Source organism: Nocardia sp. CA-290969 (genome assembly GCF_050936135.1).
In the GTDB taxonomy this organism is placed as follows: Bacteria; Actinomycetota; Actinomycetes; order Mycobacteriales; family Mycobacteriaceae; genus Nocardia.
This window is the reverse complement of sequence record NZ_JBNJNJ010000001.1, coordinates 3,681,969-3,707,233: the sequence shown is the minus strand read 5'-3', so window position 1 is coordinate 3,707,233 and position 25,265 is coordinate 3,681,969. Positions and strand designations below refer to the sequence as shown.

General features: G+C 68.7%; 24 protein-coding genes, 1 tRNA gene and 1 pseudogene. 20 read left to right on the top strand and 6 right to left on the bottom strand.

The genetic code is table 11. The features are described 5' to 3' along the window. Window positions 1–20 precede the first annotated feature (20 nt). The gene (locus tag ACQEVO_RS16645; protein ID WP_432914007.1) at window positions 21–392 is read left to right on the top strand and encodes a VOC family protein; all 372 of its coding nucleotides are present in this window, start codon (window positions 21–23) and stop codon (window positions 390–392) included. After that, on the top strand, window positions 380–1,708 hold the full coding sequence (locus tag ACQEVO_RS16640; protein ID WP_432922727.1) for a cryptochrome/photolyase family protein: 1,329 nt from the start codon (window positions 380–382) through the stop codon (window positions 1,706–1,708). The genes ACQEVO_RS16645 and ACQEVO_RS16640 overlap by 13 nt, the downstream gene beginning before the upstream one ends. Window positions 1,709–1,739: 31 nt before the next feature. Here ACQEVO_RS16640 and ACQEVO_RS16635 read toward each other — a convergent pair whose 3' ends face one another. After that, window positions 1,740–2,918 (bottom strand): DoxX family membrane protein, encoded by a 1,179-nt coding sequence (locus ACQEVO_RS16635; protein WP_432914004.1) that lies wholly within the window; start codon window positions 2,916–2,918, stop codon window positions 1,740–1,742. Between the two features lie 491 nt (window positions 2,919–3,409). Here ACQEVO_RS16635 and ACQEVO_RS16630 point away from each other — a divergent pair, with 491 nt between their 5' ends. Both ACQEVO_RS16630 and ACQEVO_RS16625 read left to right on the top strand, forming a co-directional pair. Next, window positions 3,410–4,378 carry an Acg family FMN-binding oxidoreductase gene (locus tag ACQEVO_RS16630; RefSeq protein WP_432914002.1) on the top strand — a complete coding sequence of 323 codons (969 nt, stop codon included), beginning with the start codon at window positions 3,410–3,412 and terminating at the stop codon, window positions 4,376–4,378. A 378-nt stretch (window positions 4,379–4,756) separates the two neighbouring features. Further along, window positions 4,757–6,424, top strand: coding sequence for a bifunctional 3'-5' exonuclease/DNA polymerase (locus ACQEVO_RS16625; protein WP_432914000.1), 1,668 nt, complete (start codon window positions 4,757–4,759; stop codon window positions 6,422–6,424). A gap of 126 nt (window positions 6,425–6,550) precedes the next feature. On the opposite strand, the gene ACQEVO_RS16620 is transcribed toward ACQEVO_RS16625, so the two are convergent. Next, a complete protein-coding gene (locus ACQEVO_RS16620) occupies window positions 6,551–6,883 on the bottom strand; it encodes a DUF427 domain-containing protein (RefSeq protein ID WP_432913997.1) in 333 nt (110 codons plus the stop codon). Then, complete coding sequence (locus tag ACQEVO_RS16615) at window positions 6,880–7,209, bottom strand: DUF6098 family protein (protein ID WP_432913994.1); 330 nt, start codon at window positions 7,207–7,209, stop codon at window positions 6,880–6,882. The genes ACQEVO_RS16620 and ACQEVO_RS16615 overlap by 4 nt, the downstream gene beginning before the upstream one ends. A 289-nt stretch (window positions 7,210–7,498) precedes the next feature. On the opposite strand from ACQEVO_RS16615, the gene ACQEVO_RS16610 reads away from it, so the two are divergent. Next, window positions 7,499–7,586: transfer RNA gene (locus tag ACQEVO_RS16610), tRNA-Leu, on the top strand. Here the strand turns inward: ACQEVO_RS16610 and ACQEVO_RS16605 are convergent. After that, a complete protein-coding gene (locus ACQEVO_RS16605) occupies window positions 7,565–9,304 on the bottom strand; it encodes a recombinase family protein (protein WP_432913992.1) in 1,740 nt (579 codons plus the stop codon). The two genes, ACQEVO_RS16610 and ACQEVO_RS16605, sit on opposite strands and share 22 nt — an antisense overlap. A gap of 189 nt (window positions 9,305–9,493) precedes the next feature. Continuing rightward, entirely contained in the window at window positions 9,494–10,009 is a 516-nt protein-coding gene (locus ACQEVO_RS16600) for a hypothetical protein (protein WP_432913989.1), read from the bottom strand. A gap of 620 nt (window positions 10,010–10,629) precedes the next feature. Here ACQEVO_RS16600 and ACQEVO_RS16595 point away from each other — a divergent pair. Next, the gene (locus ACQEVO_RS16595) at window positions 10,630–10,959 is read left to right on the top strand and encodes a histone-like nucleoid-structuring protein Lsr2 (RefSeq protein WP_432913986.1); all 330 of its coding nucleotides are present in this window, start codon (window positions 10,630–10,632) and stop codon (window positions 10,957–10,959) included. Window positions 10,960–11,773: 814 nt separating this feature from the next. Here ACQEVO_RS16595 and ACQEVO_RS16590 read toward each other — a convergent pair. After that, the gene (locus ACQEVO_RS16590; protein ID WP_432913984.1) at window positions 11,774–12,526 is read right to left on the bottom strand and encodes a helix-turn-helix domain-containing protein; all 753 of its coding nucleotides are present in this window, start codon (window positions 12,524–12,526) and stop codon (window positions 11,774–11,776) included. A gap of 636 nt (window positions 12,527–13,162) precedes the next feature. Between ACQEVO_RS16590 and ACQEVO_RS16585 the strand changes: the two genes are divergently transcribed. From ACQEVO_RS16585 to ACQEVO_RS16520, 14 genes and pseudogenes are all read left to right on the top strand, one after another. Further along, window positions 13,163–14,059, top strand: coding sequence for a hypothetical protein (locus tag ACQEVO_RS16585; RefSeq protein WP_432913982.1), 897 nt, complete (start codon window positions 13,163–13,165; stop codon window positions 14,057–14,059). Continuing rightward, a pseudogene (locus ACQEVO_RS16580) lies at window positions 14,056–14,766 on the top strand (cutinase family protein); the annotation flags it as partial. The gene ACQEVO_RS16585 and the pseudogene ACQEVO_RS16580, both read left to right, overlap by 4 nt. Before the next feature lie 45 nt (window positions 14,767–14,811). Continuing rightward, window positions 14,812–15,294 carry a hypothetical protein gene (locus ACQEVO_RS16575; protein ID WP_432923397.1) on the top strand — a complete coding sequence of 161 codons (483 nt, stop codon included), beginning with the start codon at window positions 14,812–14,814 and terminating at the stop codon, window positions 15,292–15,294. After that, a complete protein-coding gene (locus ACQEVO_RS16570; RefSeq protein WP_432913979.1) occupies window positions 15,291–16,412 on the top strand; it encodes a lipase family protein in 1,122 nt (373 codons plus the stop codon). The genes ACQEVO_RS16575 and ACQEVO_RS16570 overlap by 4 nt, the downstream gene beginning before the upstream one ends. A 25-nt stretch (window positions 16,413–16,437) precedes the next feature. Continuing rightward, window positions 16,438–17,922 (top strand): cutinase family protein, encoded by a 1,485-nt coding sequence (locus ACQEVO_RS16565; RefSeq protein WP_432913976.1) that lies wholly within the window; start codon window positions 16,438–16,440, stop codon window positions 17,920–17,922. A gap of 107 nt (window positions 17,923–18,029) precedes the next feature. Beyond that, window positions 18,030–18,758 carry a hypothetical protein gene (locus tag ACQEVO_RS16560; RefSeq protein WP_432913974.1) on the top strand — a complete coding sequence of 243 codons (729 nt, stop codon included), beginning with the start codon at window positions 18,030–18,032 and terminating at the stop codon, window positions 18,756–18,758. 5 nt (window positions 18,759–18,763) lie between these two features. Next, window positions 18,764–19,432: a DUF6668 family protein gene (locus ACQEVO_RS16555; RefSeq protein ID WP_432913971.1), complete on the top strand. Its 669-nt coding sequence runs from the start codon at window positions 18,764–18,766 to the stop codon at window positions 19,430–19,432. Further along, on the top strand, window positions 19,429–19,716 hold the full coding sequence (locus ACQEVO_RS16550; RefSeq protein ID WP_432913968.1) for a hypothetical protein: 288 nt from the start codon (window positions 19,429–19,431) through the stop codon (window positions 19,714–19,716). Before ACQEVO_RS16555 ends, ACQEVO_RS16550 begins: the two co-directional genes overlap by 4 nt. A gap of 101 nt (window positions 19,717–19,817) precedes the next feature. Beyond that, on the top strand, window positions 19,818–20,648 hold the full coding sequence (locus ACQEVO_RS16545) for an alpha/beta fold hydrolase (protein ID WP_432913965.1): 831 nt from the start codon (window positions 19,818–19,820) through the stop codon (window positions 20,646–20,648). After that, the gene (locus ACQEVO_RS16540) at window positions 20,642–20,878 is read left to right on the top strand and encodes a hypothetical protein (RefSeq protein WP_432913962.1); all 237 of its coding nucleotides are present in this window, start codon (window positions 20,642–20,644) and stop codon (window positions 20,876–20,878) included. Before ACQEVO_RS16545 ends, ACQEVO_RS16540 begins: the two co-directional genes overlap by 7 nt. A gap of 12 nt (window positions 20,879–20,890) precedes the next feature. Then, window positions 20,891–21,508 (top strand): hypothetical protein, encoded by a 618-nt coding sequence (locus ACQEVO_RS16535; RefSeq protein WP_432913959.1) that lies wholly within the window; start codon window positions 20,891–20,893, stop codon window positions 21,506–21,508. Between the two features lie 13 nt (window positions 21,509–21,521). Then, window positions 21,522–22,337 (top strand): hypothetical protein, encoded by an 816-nt coding sequence (locus ACQEVO_RS16530; RefSeq protein WP_432913957.1) that lies wholly within the window; start codon window positions 21,522–21,524, stop codon window positions 22,335–22,337. Further along, window positions 22,334–23,794: a hypothetical protein gene (locus ACQEVO_RS16525; protein WP_432913955.1), complete on the top strand. Its 1,461-nt coding sequence runs from the start codon at window positions 22,334–22,336 to the stop codon at window positions 23,792–23,794. The genes ACQEVO_RS16530 and ACQEVO_RS16525 overlap by 4 nt, the downstream gene beginning before the upstream one ends. Next, a complete protein-coding gene (locus ACQEVO_RS16520; protein ID WP_432913952.1) occupies window positions 23,791–25,263 on the top strand; it encodes an SCO6880 family protein in 1,473 nt (490 codons plus the stop codon). The genes ACQEVO_RS16525 and ACQEVO_RS16520 overlap by 4 nt, the downstream gene beginning before the upstream one ends. The last annotated feature ends 2 nt before the right edge of the window (window positions 25,264–25,265 follow it).

Genomic DNA, 25,265 nt, shown 5'->3' with positions numbered 1-25,265 from the left:
GTTCCGAAGGAGGGGCGCATATGGCTGCCGAAGGTGTCGAGGGTTTGCGGACAGTGGTGCTGGACTGCCCGGACCCGTGGAAACTGTCCGAGTTCTATCTCGGCCTGCTCGGCGGGGAGATCGTGCGGCCGGAGAGCGACGACACCTGGGTCGCCATGGTCGACCCCCAGGGACGCCGCCTCGCCTTCCAGCTCTCCCCGGAGTACCGGCCGCCGCGTTTCCCGGACCCGGCCGGATCGCAGCAGTTCCACCTGGACATCCTGGTCAGCGATGTGGAGGTGGCCGAACCCGCGGTCTTGGCGCTGGGCGCCACCCGCATCCAGGCCACCGAGACGTTCCGGGTGTACACCGACCCGGTAGGACATACCTTCTGCCTGGTCTGGCTGGAGTGACCGGCCCCGCGGTGGCCCTGTTCACCCGGGATCTGCGGGTGCGGGACAACCCGGTGCTCACGGCCGCGCACCGCGCCGGGGGCACCGTGGTCCCGTTGTTCGTCCTCGACGAGGCCATCCTGGCGCGCCGCGAATGCCCACCCAACCGCGCCCATTTCCTCGCGACAGCGCTGAGCGAACTCGATACCGAACTCCGCGCGCTCGGCGGCCGGCTGGTCGTACGCTCCGGTGACGTGGCCGGACAAGTCGCCCGGGTGGCGGCCGAGACCGGGGCCGCGACGGTACATATCGCCGCGGACGTCAGCGCCTACAGCCGTGGCCGCGAGGAGCGGCTACGGCAGCGTCTGGCCCGGGACCGGCGCGACCTGTGCGTGCACCAGCATTCGGTGACGGTGCTCGCGCCCGGTGAATCGACACCGGCCGGCCGCGACCACTTCGCCGTATTCACCCCGTACTTCCGCCGCTGGACCGCCGCGCAACGGCGCGCCCCGCTACGCGCCCCGCACCACCTCGAACTGCCCGCCATCGACTCCGGAACCCTCCCGCGGCCCGGCGACCTCGCCTCCGGAGACCGCTCACCGGACCTGTCCGTGGGCGGCGAAACCACGGGCCGGAAGATGCTACGCACCTGGCTTTCCCGTGGAGTCACCGAATACGCCCGGGACAGCGACGACCTCGCCGCCGACGCCACCTCGCACCTGTCGCCCTACCTGCACTTCGGCTGCCTCTCACCGGCCGACCTGGTGCGCCGGACCGATGAGTCGACCGCGGGCGGCGCGGCCTTCCTCCGGCAACTGGCCTGGCGGGATTTCCACCACCAGGTACTCGCGGCCCGCCCCCGCGCGGCCTGGCACGACTACCGCGACCGCGAGATCCGCTGGCGCACCGACGAACAGGCGGTGAGGGCATGGAGCGAGGGCCGCACCGGATACCCGATCGTCGACGCCGGAATGCGTCAGTTGCATGCCCAGGGCTGGATGCCGAACCGGGCCCGGTTGATCGCCGCGAGCTTCCTGACGAAAACCCTGCGCGTGGACTGGCGCATCGGCGCCCGGCACTTCCTGTACTGGCTGGTGGACGCCGATCTGGCGAACAACCAGCTCAACTGGCAGTGGGTCGCGGGCACCGGGAACGACACCCGGCCGAACCGGGTACTCAACCCGCTGCGCCAGGCCGAACGCTACGACCCCGACGGCACCTATGTGCGTCGCTGGATACCCGAACTGGCACACCTGGAAGGCCGGGCCGTGCACCGGCCGTGGCGCAGCCCGGTCGAGAACTATCCGGCCCCGATAATCGAATGCCCGGGCATGTAGTACATGCCCGGGCAGGTCGAATTGCCGGTGACTAGCGGCGTTTCGCGGCGTCCGCCTGCTTCTTCCGGTACGCCTTCTTCAACTGCGCACGCTGCTTGTCCAGCTGTGCCCGCTGCTTCTCCAATTGAGCCCGCTGCTCCTTGACGACGGCCGCCAGTTCACCACCCCGGTGCTTCGAGTAGTCGGCGAGCCCGGCGGCACGGTGTTTGGCGGCCCCGGTCAGTTCCGGGCCACGGGTCTGCGCAGCTTCCGCCAACTCGCTGCCGCGGTGCTTCGCGACATCGGCCAGTTCGGTGGCCCGGCTCTTCGCCGTATCGGCCCATACCGGCCCGCGCGTCTGCGCGGTGTCGGCGAGCTCACCACCACGGTGTTTCGCGGCCTCGGCCAATTCCGCGGCGCGGTTCTTCGCGGTCTCCTTCCACACCGGGCCACGGGTCTGCGCGGTATCGGCCAGTTCACTGCCGCGGTGTTTCGCGACATCGGCCAGCTCGGCGCCCCGGTGCTTGGCGATATCCGCCCACTCCGACCCGCGATGCTTGGCGGCTTCCGCCCAGCCCGGGCCGCGCTCCCGGGCGACTTCGGCGAGCTCGGCGCTCTTACCGGCGACGGTGCCCGCGAGCTCCTGACCCCGGCTCGCCGCGGTGCCCGCCAATTCCTGGCCGCGCTCTGCGGCATGCTGCAACTGGTGGCGCACGGCCTCTCCCGTGCCACCACCAGTCGACACCCCGACCGGCAACGCGCCGCCGACCGTGGCCGCGGCCCGGCGCGCGGCCCGGCGGCCCCGCCAGCCCAGCGACGGCTTACCCGCGGTATCCGCGGCGGCGATCATCAACCCGCCCAGCAGCCCCATATCCTTCAGGAACGCCGTCCGCTTCGCGGCCTTGCGTCCGGGGTCGGTCTCGGCCCAGAAATTCTGTTCGGTGACCGTCGCCGGCACCACTGTCGCCGCCAGCAGGAACGCCGCCGGTCGCGGTGCCTTTCCCAGCGCCAGCAGGGTGCCGCCCGCGATCTGGACGGCCGCGGTGACCTTCACCAGCAGATCAGGGTCGGAGGGAAGGGACGATGCGACATTCGACGGCAGCGTCTCCTGCCCCTTCGCCACCAGGTTCGACGCTTCCTCTACCCGTGATTGCGGATGCATCAAGGTATCGACGCCGTTCGCGACGAATGTACTCGCCAGCAGCGGCCGGGCAAGCCGACGTATCAGCATGGTGTGCATCCCTTTCCTCGGTGTATCGCATCTGTCACAGCCGGAAACCAGGGGTGGTTGCCCAGCGTACTGGCGATCTACCCGACATTCGGTCCGGGAAACAGGGCACGGCCCCGCGTGTCGCGGCATCCGGTCCCCGAGGACCGGCCGCACCCCACTGCGGGGACCCGCATGGCCAACATCACAGACCGCTCGCACACCCACGTCGGCGGGCCGGGCCGAACCCGGAATCGGCACGCGCCACGGAGGATTCGCCGAACCGCCGGCTGCCGGTCCGGAGCAGCTCCGAGGTATCGGCCGAGAAACTCCGTGCCACCGCCGACGTGTATGCCTACCCTCGGAACCAGCGCAAACACCTACCTCCGCGACCCGCTCGACGGCTGCCCGCGGAGGGGATGGCGTCGTCCCGGGGGGAAGTCGCACGAGCCGCGCCGCCGGTCGTGACGACGCATTTGTCGACAACAAGCCTGTGACCGAAAGGACACGCAACAATGCTTTCCGCGATCCCGGATCGTGAGGCCACCGATATCGCGCTGGGTCTCGCCGTTCGAGCGCCGTCGGTCCACAACACCCAGCCGTGGCGTTGGCGGCCGACCGCCACCGGGATCCAGCTCTTCGCCGATACCGGCCGCCACCTCACCGAAACCGACCCGTTCCAGCGGGCACTGATCATCAGCTGCGGCGCCGCGCTGCACCATCTGCGTATCGGACTGTCCGCGCTCGGCTGGTCCACCACCGTGGAGTACTGCCCGGACCCCACCGATCCGACGCACCTCGCCACCGTGTACACCACCCGGCAGCGCCCCACCTCCGCCCAGATCGACCAGGCCGCCGCGATCCTGCTGCGCCGCACCGATCGGCGCCGCTACCTGCCCCGCCCGATCCCGGCCGGCCACATCCGGGCCCTGGCCACCCAGGTCTCCGCGTTCGGCGCCGCCGTCCGCCAGGTACCCGACCTGATGCTCCCGCGTCTGGCGAACCCCATGCGCCGCGCGGCCGACCTGCACCGCACCGACATCGGTTACCAGCAGGAAATCGCCCGGTGGAGCGGCCCAGGCCGCAGCGTCGACGGTGTGCCGTCCCGGAACGCGCCCGCGCCCCGCCGGGCGGGGGAGATCCCGGTACGAAGCTTCGCCGCCCCGGCCCTCCTGGATCCCGCCGACCGGCCCGACGGTGCGCACTGGCTGGTCGTGGGCACCCCGCGTGATGATCGCCGCGCCCAGTTGCGCGCGGGCGAAGCGATCAGCGCACTCCTGCTGACCGCGACCGGACTCGGCCTGGCGACGAGCCTGCAGACCGAACCGCTCGGCATGCTCGACTGCCGCCGCGAGATCCGCACCGGGCTCCTGCACGACTGCGCCCACCCCCAGGCCATGGTCCGGGTCGGCTGGACTTCCGGCAGCGCGGGACCGCTCGCCGAAACGCCCCGCCGTCCGGTGGAGGACGTACTCGCCGCCTGACCGGGGATGCGGCACAGCCCTCCGCGGCCGACTGCGGACAGCCCGGCAAGGTCGGAACAACACTTTGTTGCGGATCCCGGGCCGCGGATCAGGGTTGGGCCGCCACCGTCGCATGTCGGTATCTCCTGGGCTGGGGGAGAGGGCCGCCTTTCGGCAGGGATCAGCTGGGATATCGGCCGGGTCAGCGCTGGCATTCCGGAGAGGCGACGCGGGCCGAAGGGATGGCAAGTGTCAGCCCGTGGGCCGGGCCGAAGGCGGCTGCCTGCCCACGGCCTTCGGATAGCCCAAAGGGTTCGTGCTCGATTATCTGCCGATACTTAGATATGCGCATCTAACTATGTCACTGAATTGTCGGAGGTCGGTGCCAAGATCTCGACCGTGCGGTGGGCAGTAGCAGAGTCGGAGGATGGGGGTGCCTATCTCTGTCCGCTCGGCCCGGACGGGCGGCCCGCCGGTGCGGTGATCCGCGAGCGCTCGCTCGCCGAGGCGGTGCGGTCACATCCCGAGGTCGAGCGATGGGTGTGGCGGTCCACCGCCGGTATCTACCGGCCGCTACTGGCGGCGGGGGTGCGGGTCGAGCGCTGCTACGACGTGGAGGCCGCCGAGGCCATATTGATCGGATACGAGGAGGGGCAGGCGGGGCAGCCCCGCTCGCTGGCGGCCGCGTGGGCTCGTCTGCACCACCTGCCTGCCCCGCCCGACGCCCCCGCGCGGGCCGCCGAGATCCAGCCGTCGCTGTTCGAGTCGGGTCCGGTTCCGCTGCCGGCCGGGGTGGACGAGTTCACCGCCCTGCTGGAGGTCTACGCCGGTCAGCTCGCCCGGACAGCGGCCACCGAACATCCGGAACGGATGCGGTTGCTGCTGGCCGCGGAATCGGCGGGCATGCTGATCGCGGTGGAGATGTCGCGGGCCGGGATACCGTGGCGCGCCGATATCCACCGGGAAATGCTGGACACACTGCTGGGCGAGCGTTACCCGGGCGGCGCGGAACCGCGCCGGATGGCGGAGCTGGCCGACGAGGTGTCGCGCGCTTTCGGCGCCCGGGTCCGCCCGGATCTGCCCAACGACATCGTCAAGGCCTTCGCCCGCGCCGGAATCCAGTTGTCCTCCACCCGGAAATGGGAGCTGCAACGTGTGGAACATCCGGCGGTGGCCCCACTGCTGGCCTACAAGACCCTGTACCGCCTGCACACCGCCCACGGCTGGTCCTGGCTGGAACAATGGGTGCACGGCGGGCGTTTTCGCCCCGAATACCTGCCCGGCGGAACGGTTTCCGGCCGCTGGACCACCAACGGCGGGGGAGCGCTGCAGATCCCGAAAGTGATCCGCCGGGCCATCCGTGCCGACCCGGGCTGGTGTCTGGTGGTCGCCGATGCCGACCAGCTGGAGCCACGCGTACTGGCCGCCGTCTCGCGCGATCCCGGACTGATGGAAGCCGCGGGCCGAGGTGAGGATATGTACGCGGATCTGGCGGCCCGCGGCTTCGGCGGCGACCGCGCGCAAGCCAAACTCGCTCTGCTGGGCGCCATCTACGGCCAGACCTCCGGCGACGCACTGACCCATTTGGCGGGTCTGCGTCGCCGCTACCCGGCCGCGGTGGCCTACGTCGACGAGGCTGCGCGGGCCGGGGAGGAGGGCCGGCTGGTGCGTACCTGGCTCGGGCGGACCTGCCCGCCGGTATCCGTCATAGCCCCGGAACAGCAGGACCTTTCGGGCGAGGACCCCGGCGCGTACGGCACTACTTCGGCGGCGCGTGCCCGCGGCCGTTTCACTCGTAACTTCGTAGTGCAGGGCAGCGCCGCCGAGTGGGCCCTGCTCGTCCTTGCGGGCATCCGCCAGGCGCTGTCCGGCGCCGGTCTGCGCGGCGAATTGGTCTTCTTCCAGCACGACGAGGTGATCGTGCACTGTCCGTCGGCAGAAGCGACCAGGGTTGTCGAGCTAATCGCCACGGCGGCGGAGAACGCGGGCCGGCTCACGTTCGGGCCGACGCCGGTGCGGTTCCCGTTCACCACCGCGGTAGTGGAGTGCTACGGGGACGCCAAGTAATGACCTGCGCTCGCCGGCCTGGGCAGCAGTGAATCATTCCCATCGCGCCCGGGTAGGCCGGGTAGCCGCCGGCACCCGCGACACGGTGAAATAATCACCGGTGATCCTGCTGCCGTGTCCACCGCGTCATTCGCCCGGTAGCGGCGTACTGCCACCCGCGCCGTAATTCCCGGGCTCGCCGAGCACCTCCACGCCGTGCCGGAAAGCGACGTAGTCCTTGATCCGCCGCGCCAATGGGCTCGGGTTCGGGTAGTACCAACCGGCGTCCGGCTCCACCGCAGCGCCGACGGTCACCGTGTAGTAACGCGCCACCCCTTTCCACGGGCACAGCGATTTCGTCCCGCTGTCGCGGAGATACTGCCGTCGCAGCGATTCGGGCGGAAAGTAATGGTTGCCTTCCACCAGGACCGTGTGCGGGCTTTCGGCCAGCACCACACCGTTCCAGACCGCGCGCATCACGACGGTGGACCCCCTTGATACCCGGTGCGGGAAGGGTCACCGGAGTTCAGGGCCGCGGCGGTTTCGCCTCTGCCACCCGAATCCCGCACCACGCGGAACGCCACCTTGTAGACGGCGGTGGCCTCGTCGACCGCGCTGGGGGAGACCCGCGCAAGCGGTACCGGGGCCGCGATCAACGGTTCGTGATCGGGGACGCCTCCGGCTACTCGGCCGGTCGGCAGCCAGGGGAACCGGCCCCGTTCCTCGCCGAGTACGGCGTACTTGCCCACGTCGTCCAGGCGATTGATCGTCGGAAACGACCCGCCCGGCCCGCTCACTTCCGCCATATCTCAACAGTAACCACGGCGTCGTCGGAGGAAAACGGACGCGGCCGGCGCGATGACACGACTAGGGGATGGCAGGCGCGGCTGTGGCCGGCTTCGCTGTGTCGTGGCGGCGGCACCTGATACGAAGGATCCGAGACGCTCGAATCGACCGTGGTCGTTGGACGTTCGTCGAAGAGTCGACCCGTCCGCTCGCCGCCGAAATTCTGCACCGATTCGCCCGGCCTTTTCCCAGGTGAGGCCCGCGATTTTGCCTCATCCGCCCGATCGGATACTCTAGCTGGGCACACCGGTCCGGGTGGCGGAATGGCAGACGCGCTAGCTTGAGGTGCTAGTGCCCGTTATAGGGCGTGGGGGTTCAAGTCCCCCTCCGGACACCAGTGCTAACCACAGCAAGCCCAGCGCTCACCTGAGCGCGGCGCTGTATGGGTTGGTATCGAATCTGTACTTCCAGGGCTTTGTACAGCTCCATCTTGTCCATGGGGTCGCCCGCATCGAGTCGGGCACGGATATCGCCGTGTGAATCGATGATTCCGGCGAGTTCGCGCGCGGTTACCTGTACCGGTCTCGGTATGGTGTCCAGCTCGACCTGCGCGGCGGCTCTCTCCGCCTGTGCCGCGTTCATCGCGGCCACCAGGGTGCTGGGATCGATGCCGGCCTCGATCGCCCGGGTGTACCGCTCCAGCTTCTGGTTCGCCTCCGCGATCCGTGCCTTGATGATGTTGCGGCGGAGATCGCTGTCGTCGGTGTTGTGCGCTTCGAGCAGGAATTCGAGGGTCTGCGCCCGCTGCTGCTTGCCGAACAGATCGGCGAGCCACCTGTTCAAGGGGTCGGCAAGAGTGAGTTCGCGCAGGTTCACGGTTTTGGGGTGTTCGGCCGATACGGGGCTTCCGGGTGCGAGGGTTTTCGAGTGGCATCGGTAGTAGATGCCGCCGCGGATGATGCCGGCCTGCATTTTCCGGCCGCAGATATCGCAGGTGATCAGCCCACGCAGCAGGTACGGGCGTGTCGTGGTCCTGGATCGGGTGTTCCGGGCGCGGTCACGGTTGCTGGCGCCGGCCCGGCTACGCCGGATCAGATGGGCTTCGGTGAAGGTCGCGACCGACACAATGGCCGGGTGCGCGGGCCGCTTCGACCGGATCACCCGATCGGCGGTCGCGCGGACGAATCGGATGGCGTAACCGGCGGCGACGTCGTCGGGGTCGATCAGTTCCTCCTTCTTGGCCCAGCGGCCGAACACCGCGTATCCGGTGTAGCGCGGGTTCTGCAGGATCGCGGCCACGGTGGAGGCCTGCCACCCGTCGCCGGAGCGGTGCCGGTTCTGGCCCGGGCGGTGCGCGCTGGGGCACGGGATACCGTCGCGGTTGAGCCGCGTGGCGATCGCCTTGTCGCCCTGGCCCTCGATGTACTCCCGGAATATCCGCTGAACCACGGGCGCCGCCTCCACGTCCACAGACAGAATTCGCAGGCAGAGTCCGTCGGCGGCGCGGTTCGGGTTCGGATGCGGCGGGCCGTCGACGACGACGTACCCGTAGGGCGCCCGGCCACCCTGATGCCGCCCCTCGTTGAGTACCTGGGCGTCCATGCTGGCGCGGGTTCGCTGCTGCACGTGCTGGCGTTCGGATTCGCTGAGCCCGCCGAGCATGGACATCATCATCGTGTGGGTGGCGTTTCGGGCGTTGTACATTCCGCCGAGCTCGGGCACCCAAACCTCGACGTCATAGGCGTGGATGCGGGGCGCGATCAAGGAGAACTGGTTGCCGAACCAGCACCGGGTACCCTCCCCGACCACGATGGCCGACCAGCCGCGGTCCGGCCGCTTCAGATCGGCCAGTAGCCGGGAAGCTTCCGGCCGGCGGTCCCATGGCACTGAACGGGACTGTCCGACATCGAAATACGTTTGTGTGATAAGACCGGGTGCGGCGAATTTCTGGGCGTTGCCGAACTGCCAGCCGTAGGAGGTTTCGGGGTCCTGGTTGTCCTCGGTGGAGACGCGACCGTAGAACGCGAACGTCTTGCTGTCGTCTATCTCGGCGTCGGCGACATCGATACCGAGCAATTCATCCAGGACAGCCCAATCGTTCGAGTCGCTCGGCATCGATTCACCTTCCTTCATGCGGCCTGTTCGCCGGCTCGGTCGTTGTTCTGAGCAGGATCCTAAGAAGTATCTTCGCGGCGGCAGGGTTGAGGACCGGCGGATGATCCGGAAGAACCACCTCTACAGCTTCCGGAGCCGGGCCCGGCTTTCCCTGGCGTTTCCCGGCTTGTCCCGGGTGGCTGTCTGGTCTCATGGGCGTCGGCCTCGCCCGGGCGGCTCCGGCGATCTGCAGGCTTGTGTATGGTCCTCGGCCTGTCTACCGGTTCCGGCCCGGTCACACAGGCGGGCGAACATCCGGTTGACGTTGCGAGGCTTGATCGGGCGCCTAAACGCAGTGGTGGACACCAGCCTGGAGTCGTGCCACCCATCACCGGCGGCGAGCCGCTGCTCACCCTGTAGGCGCTGGTGCTCGCGCAGGATCGGAACCAGCGGCGCCGACGGCGGCAGGGTAGCCTTCGAGCCGTTGGTCTTGACCGGGGTGAGCTGCAGGCTGCCGTTGATCCGGTGCAGTGCCCGCTGGTGGACGCAGTAGCGGGAGACCCGCAGCGCGTCCGCGGCTTCTTGGACGGTCATGAACGGATGCTCGGTCATCGCGGCCCGGCTACCGAGTTCGTCTGGGCTGTACCCTGCGGGGGTGTTCTCGGTGGTGAACGGATTCCACGACTGTGGGTGTCCCGGCGTCGCGGCGGGCGATGCCGGGTGCACCGGCCGAGGCTGCGGCGCAGCAAGTGGCCGGATGAGGACGTCACCATGGTGGGCGAGACGGAGGACACCGCGAGCGCCGTCGATCGGACTGGCCGCCACGGAGCGGGTCTTGCGGCGGGATCGAGTAACTCGATACCGGGGGACTCCATCGGCTCCGCGGAGCCGATGGAGAGAAGGAATCAGGATCATCTGCATGCGGCAGCCGCCTTTGCGTGCTGTCCACTGACCTGTCCCGATTCCATGAAAACCGAACCGCGGTACCGACGCCATATCCCTGTGTACGCGCCTAGCGGCTAATCCCCGGCGGGTAATGCCGTCATCGCAGGTCACATCCCGTGATTAGGGCCCTGGCAACTCGTGCAGAACACTTCGGCGACACGGCGTGTCGTCTGAGGGGCAGGGCGATCGCTCGCTTGATCTGCTCCTACCCGCGGCATTCTGAATCAGTCCGAGATTGCGCCTCGTCCGAGTGCGGACCTGAACACGTCTCTCGTGCTCCAAGTATGGCGACTGTGAGGTTCGGTCGTCGGCTGCCGGCACGGTCCCAGGATGTGAGTGCTGCTACTGTGCCGCGTTGGAGCTTGGGTCGGGCAGGGTTTGGTCAGTGGAGGTGTTGGCGCGTGGCGCGCAAGGTTGTTGTCACTGTGATCGACGATGTGGACGGTGTGTCGGTCGCGACCGAGACTGTCTCGTTCGGTATCGACGGTGTCGGGTACGAGATCGACTTGTCGGAATCGAACGCGCGTGAGTTGCGCGCTGGTTTGGACAAGTGGATCCCGTTCGCGCGCAGGGTCGGGGGGCGGGATCGGCGGACCACCGCAGTTTCAGCGGGGCGGCAAAGGAATGCCAGGGCGGTGCGGGAGTGGGCTCGCCGCAACGGTCATGATGTGCCGGAGCGTGGTCGGATTCCGTCCGCAGTCCTCGAGGCGTATCACCGCGCGGTGAGTTAGTTCCACCGGAGGGGTGCTCCGCGAGAATCTTGAACCCATAGGCGCTAGTCGGCGTAGACGGCGGCCGTGGTTTCTACGTGGGTGACGCGATTACCCATCGGTGATGCACGACTTGCGGTTTCGGTCCAAGCTAGCGGTGATTGTCTATGCGGTACTGCTGAGCGTCCTATGACTCATTGTTGCAATATTGCGTTCGAGATATTGCAACAAAGGGGATTCGGTGAGCGACCGGGTCAGTTGAGACGGGCTGGGTGTTTTTGTCAGAGAAGAGATCGATCATAGTGACGGATAGCCATTGAGTATTGCCGGTTCAGAAGGGGGACGCCTGTATCGCCGCTTGTGGAGTGGTCGGCTGCGAACAGGGGCTGTCGGCGGCGCGGGGGTTTGCTGATCGATGACTGCCTACTGCCCAGTTCTGTGGCGGTGAGGCGGCCGAAGGCTGCTGGTTTCGCAAGTGTGTTTCAGTCAGCTGATGTGTGCTTCACAGCGGCTCGCTGATTGGTCGGGACTGGCTTGGGTCGGTAGTCGGTGCCGCGCGGTGGGACCTGCCAGGCGCCCTGCGGTTGGAGTTCAGCGGCCTTGCTTGCGTTTGGCTGTGTCGTTTTAGCCGGTCGATCGGTGAACTCAATAGTACGGCGCCCGAACTCGAGGAGACGGTTTGCCGGATCCCGGCTCTCGCCATTCGGCAAAAAAGCTTCCTGCCAGCCCCCTTGGCTCCGATGCCGGTGGGTTCTCACTCGGGCCACTTATCGCGAAGTGCCCGGAAGTGTCCCGAGCCGGCCTCGCGGAACCGGCTCAGGACAGCGGTGTCGGCTCAGGTGGGATCGGGCCCGTTGTAGGGCATGGGAATCAGGGTGATGAGGGAGACCTCGGGGAGGCGGCAGACTCCGGCTTTCGTCATCGTGAAGGAGGTCGACTCTCCTGTTGTGGGGTGGCGGCGGTGGAGTAGATCGTCGGGAGAACGGCCGTAGGCGACGTCGATGGTCGATGTCCATCGGCGGGTGAATTCGTCGTGGTGGCTGAGTTTCCGGAGGAGCTTTTTGGTTTGTCCGCTGTCGCGGTAGCGGCCGGCCAGTGCTCGGGTGATGGCCACGGTATGGGCGGCTTCGCGATCGCGGTCGGGCGCTGAGTGCGCCGCCGCCGGTTCGAAGATCCAGGACAGCAGCGAATCTGCCTCCGCGAGCCCTGGCCACGCGCTGTGAAAGCTCTCGTTGCAGGCCAGGATGTTGTACAGCGGATCGATGTAGGCGCCGAGTACGCCCTTGGCCTCGAGGCCGTCGAGGTGGGGTATCAGGCCGATGTGGTGCTGTAGTTGGGCGCCGAGCTCGCCGGTGGCCGGCAGGTAGTGAGCGGGTTCGCGGAGCTCGCGTAGGTGTTGGGCTTGTTGGCTGTCGAGGCCGTAGGCGTCGATCATCCGGTCGAGTATCGCGCTGGTGGGGACGCGCATGTTGTTCTCGATGTCGAAGAGGTAGGACTGGCTGACGCCGTGTGCGCTGTAGGCAGCGCTACGGCTGAGTCCCAGTGTCTTGCGGATGACGAGGCACGTGTCACCCAGGTTGGGTGGCAAGACTAGTAGTTTCGGCGCGGTCCTTAGAGGATGTGCAGCATTCCTGGGCAGCACAAAAATCCCCCCTTTCTATGCGTCTCCGGCACCAGCGTGTGCGGAGTTGCGGTTGACTATCTCCCCGAGTCGATTCATTTCCTACCAGAGACCGTAAATGTCGGCAAGTGGATACGTTTCCTGTTGGTCGCGGTGAGATAGCCAAGGTGTAGGGGGTGTGCTCGCCCGTGCTGCTGCGGCTCAGCGCTTCCACGCAAAATTTTTTATTCACGCAGGCTGCGTGAATTCCTTCCGAAACCGCTGGACTTGTGGGTATCAGCAGGTCACCTGCAGCGCGTATACACAAAAAACGGAAGGTCAGAACCCTGGCGCAGCAGGGGGATCGGTGGTTTGGATGGTGGAGTAAGACCGATCTCCGGAAAGGAAAACAACATTGGATCCGAGCATCATGATGGGTTGGGTTAACGACGGCCTGATCTTGGCATCGAACGTTTTGACAGTCGCGTCACAAGCGCTGTGGCTCATCCTGACATTCGTCTGATCAGAAAACTCCCCGAGTAACTGCCTCCCGGCTTCCCCGGCCGGGAGGCGCCCGGCGGGAAATTTCCCGCATCCATTTATTTCCCCATTCTTTTTGCCTTCATGACGAAGGGTGTATACGGCATGTCCAAAACGGTGAAACTCACCGATCACCACAAATACCGACTCGGTTGTGGGCGCGCGCGCCGCAGCGGCAGCATCATGCTCGCCGGGGCGATTCCTGTCGCGATGGCGTTGGCGGCTCCTGGCCTCGCGCACGCCGGCGATCATCCCGCGGCGATCGCCGACCAGCCCGGGGTGACCAGTCCCGAACAGCCTGGCACGTCCGCCGCACCACCACCACCGCCGGCCCTCGCTCCGGCGCCACCGGTGTACTACGAGCAGCCGCCGGAGGTCCGCAACGCGGCGCCGTCGCGACCCGCTCCACCACCGCAGGAACCGGTGGAGCCGGTCCGGGTAGAGGACCTGCATCTACCTGAACCTGTGGCGCCGGTTGCGCCGATCGAACCGCCGGACAACACGATCCGCATCGGTCAATGGCAGGCGCCGAGCCCGGACTGGCTGGCGCCCGAAGCCCGCGACACCATCAACAACGTTGCCGCTACCGCAGAAGCCCAGGTCGCTACCGCGCTGGACTCGGTCGGGATACCGGCCGGCCGCTCCGACCGGGTCTCTGGCGCCACCATGGCCGGTGCCGCGGTCGGCGGCGCCGCCGGAGCAATCGCTGCGGGCGTGCCCGCCGCAACGGCTGGAGCCATCGTCGGCGGGCTGATCGGCGGCACCATCGGTGGAATCGCCGGTGCCGCGATCGGGACCGTGGTGCCGGTCCCGGTGGTCGGCACCGTCACCTCGGGAGTCGCCGGCACCGCACTCGGCGCCGCGGTCGGCGCGGCCGTAGGCGCCGTCGTCGCCGGTGTCCCCGCCGCCGCGGTCGGCGCTGTCGCGGCGGGCACCGTGGGGGCCGGATTCGGGGCCGGCGTGGGGGTCGGACAACCGTGAGCCGCGCAACCACGAAGGCCCGCGCCGCGACTGCGGTCACGGTGACGGCAGTGTTTGCCGCACTCACCGGCACTGCCGCCGCGGCAGCGGAACCTGCCAACGCAGGGTGTGCGCCGCTGCATGTCCTCGGGGTGCAGGGCACCGGCCAGTCTTCACCGGTCGCGGACCCGTCCGCTGACACCGGAGTGGTCGGAGCTTTGGTAGCGCCCGTCCTGGCCGCAGCCCCCGCGGCAGTGGACCGCACCTACATCCCGTACCCGGCCGGTTTCGGCGGCGCAGTACCCGGCGGCGGCACTGCACCGTATGCGGTGTCGGTAACCGAAGCCCGCCACCGCCTTGACACCGAAATCGGCCGGATCGCCGCCGTCTGCCCGGACACTGCCTTCGCGGGCGTCGGATATTCACAGGGCGCGCAAGCCTTGTCGTGGCTAGCACACGATATCGGCGCGGGAGCGGGCCCGGTGCCCCCCGACCGGATCGCCGGGATCGCCCTGTATGCACACCCCGACCGTGCACCTGGGTCACCGGTTTTTCCGGGCCGACCCGGAAAAACCGTACCCGACCCAGCCCCGGGCACCGCGGGTGCCGCGGTGGCAGGGGTACGGCTGGCCCCGTCCGCGCCAAACGGTGAAGGGATTGCAGGCGGGGCAACACATTACGGTGGGCTAACCGGCCGGGTCGCCGACATTTGTGTCGAGGGAGACCTCGCATGCTCGGCCCCCGACCACGCGGCGCTACTGAGGCTCGGGGCGTTGATCGCGGCCCAAGCAGACCTGCGCGACCCAATCGCCGCGGTGAACTCCGTGGGCGCGGTGCTGTCCGCCGCGCTGGGGCAGACGTGGACGACTGTGCTGTTGCAGGATATCCGCCTCGCCGACGGGACCGTGATCTACCGGCCGGAAAAGACTTTGGCGCAGCGGCTGATCGATGCCGCCGACCCGCGCCAGCGCGAACCGGCACTGGCCGGCACCGCGGCCGCGAACGCCCGCTGGGGCGCGGTCGTGGCCACGGTGGCGGCGAACCCGGTCGCCACCCTGCCCGGGCTGGCCGCCGATCTGGCGGCGGCGTGGGGACAGCTGATCGCCGACAACGCCGCCCTGCTCGACCCCGCGGTGTGGATCCGTTACGGCGACACCGTGTCCCGCCACACCGACTACGCGGTCGGTGGGCATCTGAATTCCGGGATCGCGTGGCTGACCGCCCTGGCACACGATCTGCAAGGGAGCCGAGCATGACTCTCGACGACCGACCTATCGACGCGTTCTACGCCGCCCCCGCTGTCGGATTCGACGTGCGGCCCGGTGCGATCTTGCGCTACCGCTCCACTATCGTGCCCATGCTCGGCATGCCCCATCAGGCCTGGCAGGTGGTGTATGCGACCCATACCGGGCGGCACGCCCCGATCCCGGCCTCGGGCATCGTGATCGCGCCACCGAGACCCGGCGCGGATTCCGCGGTCGCGGTGTACTGCCCACCGTTCCGTGGGTTGGGGGGTCGATGCGCGCCGTCGCAGCTGTTCACCGATCCGCAACCTGATCCGGATCTGCGGGCGGTTACCGCAGCGCTGGAGCGGGGTTGGATCGTCGCGGTGCCCGACGGGCTGGGCCTGGGCTTGACCGGTCTGGGACCCCACACCTTCCTGGCCGGTACCGACGCCGCCCACAGCGTGCTCGACCTCGCCCGCGCCGCACGCACGATCCCGGACCTGGACGCCGCCGGAGCGCCGTGCGTGATCTGGGGATACGCCGACGGCGGACGGGCCGCAGTGTGGGCCGCGGAAACCCAGCCCCGTTACGCCCCCACATTGGACCTGCGCGGTGTCGCCGCCGGAGCAGTCGTCACCGACCCCGGAAGTTTGGCAGCCCGCCTCGACGGCGGCCCCTGGTCGGGCCTGGTGCTGGCCGGGCTGATCGGGCTGAGCCACGCCTACTCGTACTTGCGTGTCGACCGTGTGTTCAGCGGCGCCGGGACTACTGCGATGGCGAATGCCTCTGGTTCGAACGCCGGCGAGATCCTCGAGGGCTACCGCGACCAGTGTGTGACGGCCTGGTGCATGCGCCCGGACCCGTGGAACGACCCGCCGTGGCAGTTCGTGCTGACCGCCGAATCCGCCGGCGCCCAAGTCCCCACAGTGCCGGTGCACCTCTATCACGGCCGAAGCGACGGCCTGATCCCGGTGGAGATGGGACAGCAGCTCTACGCCGAGTACCGCCTCATCGGAGCGGAAGCGACCTGGCGCGACTACGACACCGGTCACATCGGTGCTGCGGCAGCCGGCGTCGGTGATGCCCTCGACCAACTCTCCGACGACCTCAACCACCTGCCCGGACAGCCTCGCCGTCCGTCGGCCTGACCCCTTGGGAAAGAGGTGACACCCGATGAGTCCCAACATCCCCTCTACGGCTGTGCTCTGGATGCTGCTGCGCACGGTCCTGGTCGTGGTGGCCGCTGTCACCGTGACCGCCGCGACGGTGTCGGCAGCCCCCACCGATACGAACGCTGTCGGCGCACGGTGCCCGAACCTGTATGTGCTCGGCATGCAAGGCGACGAGGAATCCTCGCCCGACGCGCCGACCGACAGCGATAGCGGGGCGCTGGGACGGATGTTCGGGCCGCTGCTCGCCGATTCCGGCGACACCGTCCAGCGCGCCTATATCCCGTACGGCTACGACTCCCACGGCACCGCCCTGCCATATGAACAGGCCACCGCCGCCGCGACCGAGAACCTGCTCACCCGGGCGAGCGAAGTCCTGGACCGCTGCCCGGACACCAAGATCGCCGCCGCCGGTTATGCCCAAGGCGCGGTCGCGGTCTCGGAATTCGCCCACCGCATCGGCCGCGGCGACACCACCGTGCCCGCTGATCGGGTCGCCGGCATTGCGCTGCTGGCCCACCCCGGCCGCGCCCCGGGCACCCCGATCCTGCCGGGCCGCCCCGGCGACACCCGCCCGGCGGCGGCGCCGGGCACGACTGGACAGGCAGTCGCACAGATTTCCCTGCACAACCCGACCCTGACCGGCGGCGGTATCGGCGCCCGCGGCCCGGCCGGCGACTACGGCGCATTGACGGGGCGGGTCGCGGACCTGTGCGTTCCCGGCGACGCGACCTGCGACACCCCGGTCGGTGGAACCCTGGCCACCACGATCACCAACATCGCCGCCCGCTCGGACCTGCGTGACCCTGTCGCCGCGATATCCACGATCGCACAAGCACTCTCGGCCACGGTGTTCACGACCGCGGTGGACGTGGTCAACGAGGACTTGACCGGCACCACCCTCGACGCACTGTCCTACTCCCCGCAAAAAACTGTCGGGCAACGCCTGGCCGAAGCGTCGGCTCCCGGCGCGCAGCTACCTGGACCACACGAGGCGCTGGCCGCACTACTCAAACTCGGCGGCATCGGCCTCAACGCGGTGATCACGGTGGCCCGGACGGTGTTCACTCCGGCCACCATCGCCGAACTGGCCACCGTCGGGATGGCCAATCCTTGGGCGGCGGCCGCGGTCTTGGGCACCAAACTTGCCGGCGCGGTCGTGCAACTCATTCCCCCGCAGACTGCGAGCCGGTGGGCCAACGAAGCCTTCGACGCCATCACCACCAACATCACGGACCAAAGCGAGCTCTACCAGGTCGCCAGCACCGCCGGCTACAGCGACACCGTCGGCCGCCACGGCTCCTACCAGACCACCACTGCTAGCGCCGCCATCGGCGGCGTATCCCCTCTCACGGCCGTCGCCAACTGGTTCACAGCCCTGGCCACCGACCTCGCCGCGGCAACCCCCACACCCCAAGCCCCCGCTCCCACCACCACGACGTCGGTGTCCCCGGCGCCGGCGGCACCCGGACGCAGCGGCGGCCCCTGAACCCCTTCGGAAGGACGCAACCCGAGTGGAGTTGTACCCGATCCACTGACCTGTCCCCTGACGTCCTTCCGGAGGGCCCGATCCAACATCGCAAGGAGGTGAACAGCATGCCCACCGGCAGCCACACCGAGCCCGGCACCGACCACGGGTGGGGCTGGCTCGATACCACCGACCCCATCCCACTCGCCCATCGGCACGAAGCGAACCCGGACAACCCACTCGACACGGCGACGGCCGAGCCACCCAGCCCGGCCTCACCACCTGGACCCGAAACGGTCGCCGGCTTGGCGCACCGCATCCCGGCCTGGGCCCGGATGGCGCTGGCGGCCAGCCTGATCGGATCGGTGATCCTGATCGGCGGCGGGGTACTCACGCTGCGCGGCGGCACCACCGCCACTCCGGAACTGCCCACCGTGTCCGCCGCGCCGCCACCCACGCTCACCTCTGCGACACCCTCCACGGCCCCCGCGCACCCTGAGGCATGCCGTGGACTGACCGGCGATCTCGTCACTGACAGCGACGGTGACGCCGCCACCGTGACCGGGGTGATCGCGGCGTTCGAACACGCCTACTACACCACGCGCGACGCGGCGGCGGCGCTGCGCCTGACCGGTCCAGAGGCCGGGTTGGACCCGCACATGCTGGCCGGCGGGATCGCCTCCATCCCGGTCGGTACCCGCCACTGCGTCGCGATCACCCCGGTCGCCGACACCGCCGCCGAGGTGCACCTGGTCGAGGTACACCCCGGCGGGCAGCGCCGCGACTACCTGCAGGTGATCAACGTGCGCCGCGACGGAGGCCGGATGCTCATCACCAACATCCAGAAGCGGGGCTGACCGCCATGACCGGCACCGGCGCCCTACAAACCCGCCCGCCCCGCCGTCCCGGCCGCGGCCTGGACCGGGGCACCGTCACCGCCCCACCCCCGCAGCGACAGGCCCCGGTGCGCGAGAAACCGTTGCCGGCCACCGGCCCCCACGCGCCCCTGTTCGCCGTGCTCGGCGCCCACGGTGGCGCCGGCACGTCTACCCTGGCCCGCTGGTGGGCACCTGCGGCCGACACCGGCCTAGCGTGGCCTGCCAGCCCGCGCACCACCCAGCAGGTCGTCCTCGCTGCTCGCCTGTGTATCCCCGGCCTGACCGCCGCGGCCGATCGGCTGCGTGAATGGCACGCCGGCCTCGCCCCCGACGGGGTCTCGGTACTCGGGCTGGTGCTCACCGCTGCCCGGCCAGGTGCCACACCGGCCGCGGTGCGCCGCTACGCCGCCACTGTCACCGACCTGGTTCCCCAGGTGTATCGCATCGGCTGGCACGACGAACTGGTGCTCCGGGAACTCGACGAACTCGCCTTCTACACCCCGTTCGACCCGGCTCCGCCGCGGCGGGCCCGGTTGACCGACACCGTGCCCGCCGACGTCCACCGCGCAGGCGCCGACCTGATCAGCCGGCTCGCCGCCATCCGCACCGAGGCACCGCCCCCGCCCCGTGATCATCAGGAGCACCAGATATGACCACGATCGCCGCGGTTGCAGTATTCGCTCAGCAGATCCACATCACCCCGGTCACACCACCGGGCTCAGGTCAGCTGGTCAACCTCGTCAACTACCTGTCGTGGCTGGTCATGCTCGCCGGTATCGCCGCGTTGATATACGCGGGCGGCAAATTCGGGTGGGAACGCTGGCATGGCGGTGCGGTCGAATCCCCCAAGATCATCCTCGCCGCGCTCGTCGGCGGAATCATCGCCACCAGCGCCGGGGGAATCATGAACGCCGTCGTCACCGGAGGCGGCGGATGAGACTCGCCCGCAGCGTCGCAGCAATCGCTTCCTCACCGCGTCACAGGCCGGTCAGCGCGCCCTCGGCCTCGGACGTAAGCGCCGATTCTCCAAGGACTCTCATGATCACCCACCCTGACCTGCACCAGGCTGCCATCACCACGGCGGACGGTGCCCGGCTCTCGGTCTCACGCCTGGGACCAGAAACCGGTCCGGCTACCTTCGTCTATCTCCACAACCCGTTCACCAGTCCCGGCTACTGGGGGCCGCTGACTGCCCACCTGCACACCCAGTTCGACGGACGCATAAGCCAACTCACCTACCACCAGCGCCCAGCCGATCACACCACCAGCGGCTCGCTGGCCGCCTGCGGTCCGGGCGACCTCGATGCGGTCCTGGATCAGGCCGCAGGAGCGATTGTCGTGGTCGCACACTCGGCCGCGGCCCGGCTGGTGCTGTCGTGGATCGGGAAATATCCGCGCCGGGCCCGCACCATCGCGGGCATCGTGCTGCTCAACCCAGCGCTCGAATTCCCCAAGATCCCTATCGGTCCCGCACGGCGGGTGCAAGACGAACTGCTGAACCACTTCTACCGGACCCCCAGGGACTCGGGGCGGCCGTGGGGCGGAGTGAACGACCGGCTCGCCGACCGTGTCCACGTCAACCACGGGGCGTCGGTGGCGGTCACCTACGGCACCCCTGCGTTGACCGACACGACGCTCAGCGTGTGGCGCTGCATTCCGACCTGGATGCTCACCGGCACCCTGGACCCCTTGATGCCCCCGCGCCGTTGCCTAGCCCTGGCCGAGCGGGTATGGGCCGACCACGACTGCGTGCCCGGCGCCGGGCACTCCCTGCCCTACGTCGACCCGCGTCGGGCGAGCCAGCCGATCCTGGCCGCCCTCGAGGTCGCCTACCGCACCCACCTCCAGGACGGAGGCGAGCCATGGTGACCGCGAAACCGCTACCCCCGCAGGTGCTCACTCCGATCACCCAGCTGCTGGGCTGGCTGGCCTGGTGCGTGCTGCTGGCGTGTATCGCCCGCCTGATCTGGGTCGGCGGCCAGCTCTGCGTGCGCCTGTACCGCGAAGAAGGCATCGAAGGACTCCTCGGCTCCCTGCTCGGAGCCGTACTCATCGGGTCGGCCAGCGCCATCGCGATCGCCGTCCTGCCCAACGGATAGGAACACGCCACCATGACACGCCGATCATTGCGAACTCTGGTCACCGGAATGCTGTGCGCGGCAACACTGGCCGCCTGCAGTGGCCCTGATCCCGGACCGGTGACCGCACCACCGACCTCGGAGGTGCGGTCACCGAGCAGCCTGCGCTGGGAGATCTTCCACGGCGTCGACCTGCCGATCGCCGACCAGGGACCGAACCGCATCGACGGCGCGGTCGCGACCGGCTTCGACCGAAACCCGGCGGGTGCCGCGCTGGCGGCGATCCACGCCAGTGTCCGCATGACACTGGCCACCGATACCCAGTGGCCACGCGTAGGGCAGCAGATGCTGGCACCCGGACCGGGGCGCGACGCCTGGGCCACTACCCGGGCCCAGATCTCGATCACCGCCCCGATCACCGAGGGACCGCCGAAGATCCTCGGCTACCGGATCACCGCCTACAACGACACCGCCGCCGACGTGCAGATCTACGCGATCCATCCGGACAACTCCGCCACCCGCCACAGCACCTGGGTCGTGTGGCACACCGGCGACTGGCGACTCGAAGTCCCCCACAACCCGACCGAAAGCCCGGTCACCGCCATCACCGCCCCACCCCACGACCTGACCACCCTCTCCCCACGCCGATGAGGAGCAACCCACCATGACATCGAAGCGCCTGCTGATCGCACTGTCGAGTTTCCTGGCACTCGTCGTGGTCGGCGCCTTCACCTGGACCCTCACCTACGACGATCCACACAAGACCCGCACCGACACCGCCTCCACCCCCACCGAACACGACGCGACCGCGCCGGCATCTTCGGGCAGTCCTGAGCCGGCGACGCCGTCCACCGAGCCTCCGACGACCGACCTGTTCGGCAATCGCCTCGAGGTCCCGGCCCATTCCGCCGGAGTTGTGGTGGCCCAGACCCCGGCGGCGCGTCCGGATCCGGTCGGGACCGACTATCTGACCGCGGCTCCGGCAGGGTTGCGGTGGCAGCGGATCTGGGGTGGCGCGGCGGCCCCGATATCGAGCAGCGACGGCCCTGCCCAGATCATCAATGGCATCGCCACCGGGTTCAGCCGGACCCCGCAAGGTGCAGCGTTGGCGGCGGCGGATGCGCTCGCCCGTGCCCTGGCTGCACCGGAAGGGACGTGGCAGCAGGTTGTGGCGGAGCGTTTCTTCGGCGGCGGACAACCCCTGCTCGACCGGTTCGCGCGATCCCGCGCTGGCACACCTGAGGCTGCCGGCTACGTCACCGTGCCAGACGGCGTCCGAGTCCGGCCCGGCTACCAACCCGACCTCGCCGTGGTCGAATTCGCCCTCGAAGGCCGCGACGGCTACGCCGTCTCCACTTGGCCGATGGTGTGGGTCGACGGCGACTGGAAGGTGCGGGTCGACAACCTCGAAATCCTCTGGGGCCCAACCGCACCGGTCTACACGCTCGCTGGATTCGGATCCTGGAAGGAGTCGCGGTGACCACCTCGCTCACAGGAACTACCGCCGTCGGTGTGGGGCGGACACAGCTTCCGGTCCCCGATGTCTGTGACTTGCCCGGACTCCCGGCGGTGGCCTGCGACGTCGGCGGCGCGGTACTACCCGAGGTCGCCACCTCGGCGATGGAGAAGTTGGCCGGGGAGTTCGTCGAGGGATTCGCTCAGGTGGCGCGCGTTGTACTGACCTGGTGGACGGCGTTCCCGTCACCGGAACTGACGACTGCCGGAGGCGGACCCGGCACGGTGCTGGCCGATATCCGCGGCTACACCACCGAACTACAGGTTCTGCTCCTGACCGCGGGAATCCTGCTCGCCGCAGCACGTTTGGCGTTGGCGAAGCGCGGTGGAGTCGCCGGTGAAGCGCAGGAGACCTTCGTGATGCTGGTCCGCGCTGTCTTCGCATCCATGCTGTTCGCCGCAGTGATCACCGCCGGAACCCGGGCCGGAGACGAATTCTCCAACTGGGTCATCTTCACCTCCACCCGCGGCGATTTCGACGGTGCCATGAAACGGCTGACCGAGATACAGATGACGACCGGTAGCGCCGGATTGGGCACGATCAGCATCGGCGTCATGCTGATCCTCGCCTTGCTGGGCATTATCAGCATGCTGGTGCAACTGGTCATGCTCGTGACCCGCCAAGTGCTGCTGATCGTGACCGTAGCGGTAATCCCGCTGGCTGCCGCGGCATCCGGCACGGGATCAGGGTCTCAGTCCTACAAGAAGCTGCTTAGCTGGTCGCTCGCGTTCGTGCTGTGGAAGCCGGTGGGAGCACTGGTGTATGCAATCGCGTTCACCGCCGCCGGCCGCAGCGGAGATCCCCATCTGATTCTTCTCGGGCTGCTGCTGATGATCCTGTCGGTGGTCGTGCTGCCGGCGCTGATCCGGTTGGTCGCCCCGGCAGTCTCGGTTCTCGGCGGGGGAGGGGGCGGGGGCGCCGCGCTCGCCGGAGGCGCAGTCGGCATCGCGATGGCATCCACGGGTTCCCGGTCCAACGGCCGCAAGGTCACTGAAGGGGAGAACTCCCCAGGAAGAACGCAGGCCAGTGGTGGCCCAGCCTCCGGCACCGGTGGCGGAGGCGGTGGCGGGGGTCGCCCGATGGGCGGCGGCGGTGGCTCCAGTGGCCAGGGATCGGGTGGAGCAAGAGCCGGTGGTGGCGGTTCGGGTGGCGCGCGGCCCTCAGCCGGGCCTACCAGTGGTGCCCGATCCGGTAGTGGAGCGAAATCACCCGCTGCGCAGCGCGCAGGCGCGGCTGGGTCTGCGAGGGCTTCGGGTGGCGCGAGCGCCGGTGCCGGTGTGGCCGGGGCCGCAGTCATGGCTGCCCAAGTTGCGACGGATGCAGCACAGCGAGGTGTATCTGCGGTCGATTCCCATACCCGCGATGCGGCAGGGGATCAGTGGGATCCGAATGCATTGGGGCCAGGGGAGGTGCGGCGGTGACGACCCGCGTGTACGGGCGATGGGAGAAACCGCGATCAGCAGGGTTTTTCGGGCTCACCTGGGGTGTGTCGCTGCTCGGCCTGGGATTGATCATCACGGTGATGGTCGCGTTCATGCTCACCCGCTCCCTGCTGGTGGCCGGGACCTTGCTGGCGGTCGCGGTAGTGGTGTTCGCCCCGCTTGCGGTTACCCGGGGCGGCCGTACCGGGTGGGAACTGTTGCTGTTGCGGGTCCAATTCGCCGCCGCGCGGGCGCGTGGTGAGCACATCTATCGAGCCGGTCGCTTCGCGAAGATCCCGGGTATCGCGAAACTGCCGGGGTTGCTGGCTGACTCGCGACTCGCGGAATACGAGACCCCGGGCGGGAAGCGGTTCGCGATGCTGCATATCCGCCGCAGCGACCACTACACGGTAGTGCTGCGGGTGGTGCCGCGCGGCAAGGAGCTGGTCGATCAGGACCGGATCGATGCGTGGGTGGAAGGCTACGGCCAGTTCCTGGCCGCCCAGTCGCGCGGCGGGGAAGTGGTCGCGGTGACCGCGGTCCTGGAGAACGTGGTCGAGTCCCGGCTCAAACAAGCTAGGGAGGTCGCGCGGCTGGTGCGCCCGGACGCGCCGGAGTATGCGCGGGCGGTGATGCGGGAGGCCGCCGCCGATACTGGCGGTGTCGGGGTGCGGACCGAGGCTCGGGTCGCGGTCACCTACCGCGCGATCGGGCGGGGCCGCATCCGCCGCGACACCGCCGAGCAGGCCCGCGAAATCGGGCAACGCCTCCAGGGCGTGCTGTCCCAGCTCGCGCGTGCCGGGCTGCCGGCGACCCCGCTGCAGTCGTGGGAAGTCCTGGGGCTGGTGCGCACCCGCTACGACTTGGCCTCCCAGCGTGACGTGGAAGCCGCAGGTCCCGCGATCACCGACACCCAGTCCTGGGACAGTGTGGGTCCGCTCGCTCACGTCGACCGCTGGGACCATTACGTGCACGACGGGGCGCGGTCGATTACCTGGGAGATGGACGCGGCCCCGCGTGGGGCGGTGATGGAAAACGTCCTCGAGGAGCTGTTGCGTCCCCGCGCGGATGTGCCTCGTAAACGGGTTGCGATCGTCTACCGGCTGCATTCGGCGGCCGAGGCCACCACGTTGGTGGATTCCGATTTCCGGGACGCGGTCGCCGCCGAGCAAACCGAACGCGGTATTTCCTCGGCCGCAGCACGGATAAGGGTGGGCAATACCAGTGCTGCCCGCGATGAGCAGGCCCGCGGTGCCGGGCTGACCCGGTTCGGGCTGCTGGTTACCGTGACCGATCACCTCGATGCCGATCTGCCCGGTATCGAGGCCTCGGTGCAGGGTATGGCCGCGGCGTCGCGGCTTGGGGTGCGCCGCTGTTACGGCAGCCAAGCCGCAGCGTTCGCGGCCTCGCTCGGGATCGGGTTGGTACTGCCCGAGCATTCTTCGATTTCCAAACAGGTCTCGGCATGACG

Bases quoted from the DNA above. Each gene is read 5' to 3' on its own strand.
- ACQEVO_RS16530 (WP_432913957.1), top strand. From the start codon at position 21,522: ATGACATCGAAGCGCCTGCTGATCGCACTGTCGAGTTTCCTGGCACTC.
- ACQEVO_RS16605 (WP_432913992.1), bottom strand. From the start codon at position 9,304: ATGCCGAGCGACTCGAACGATTGGGCTGTCCTGGATGAATTGCTCGGT.
- ACQEVO_RS16535 (WP_432913959.1), top strand. From the start codon at position 20,891: ATGACACGCCGATCATTGCGAACTCTGGTCACCGGAATGCTGTGCGCG.
- ACQEVO_RS16555 (WP_432913971.1), top strand. From the start codon at position 18,764: ATGACCGGCACCGGCGCCCTACAAACCCGCCCGCCCCGCCGTCCCGGC.
- ACQEVO_RS16585 (WP_432913982.1), top strand. From the start codon at position 13,163: ATGACGAAGGGTGTATACGGCATGTCCAAAACGGTGAAACTCACCGAT.
- ACQEVO_RS16615 (WP_432913994.1), bottom strand. From the start codon at position 7,209: ATGGCGGAAGTGAGCGGGCCGGGCGGGTCGTTTCCGACGATCAATCGC.
- ACQEVO_RS16550 (WP_432913968.1), top strand. From the start codon at position 19,429: ATGACCACGATCGCCGCGGTTGCAGTATTCGCTCAGCAGATCCACATC.
- ACQEVO_RS16565 (WP_432913976.1), top strand. From the start codon at position 16,438: ATGAGTCCCAACATCCCCTCTACGGCTGTGCTCTGGATGCTGCTGCGC.
- ACQEVO_RS16560 (WP_432913974.1), top strand. From the start codon at position 18,030: ATGCCCACCGGCAGCCACACCGAGCCCGGCACCGACCACGGGTGGGGC.
- ACQEVO_RS16645 (WP_432914007.1), top strand. From the start codon at position 21: ATGGCTGCCGAAGGTGTCGAGGGTTTGCGGACAGTGGTGCTGGACTGC.
- ACQEVO_RS16540 (WP_432913962.1), top strand. From the start codon at position 20,642: ATGGTGACCGCGAAACCGCTACCCCCGCAGGTGCTCACTCCGATCACC.
- ACQEVO_RS16570 (WP_432913979.1), top strand. From the start codon at position 15,291: ATGACTCTCGACGACCGACCTATCGACGCGTTCTACGCCGCCCCCGCT.
- ACQEVO_RS16635 (WP_432914004.1), bottom strand. From the start codon at position 2,918: ATGCTGATACGTCGGCTTGCCCGGCCGCTGCTGGCGAGTACATTCGTC.
- ACQEVO_RS16630 (WP_432914002.1), top strand. From the start codon at position 3,410: ATGCTTTCCGCGATCCCGGATCGTGAGGCCACCGATATCGCGCTGGGT.
- ACQEVO_RS16545 (WP_432913965.1), top strand. From the start codon at position 19,818: ATGATCACCCACCCTGACCTGCACCAGGCTGCCATCACCACGGCGGAC.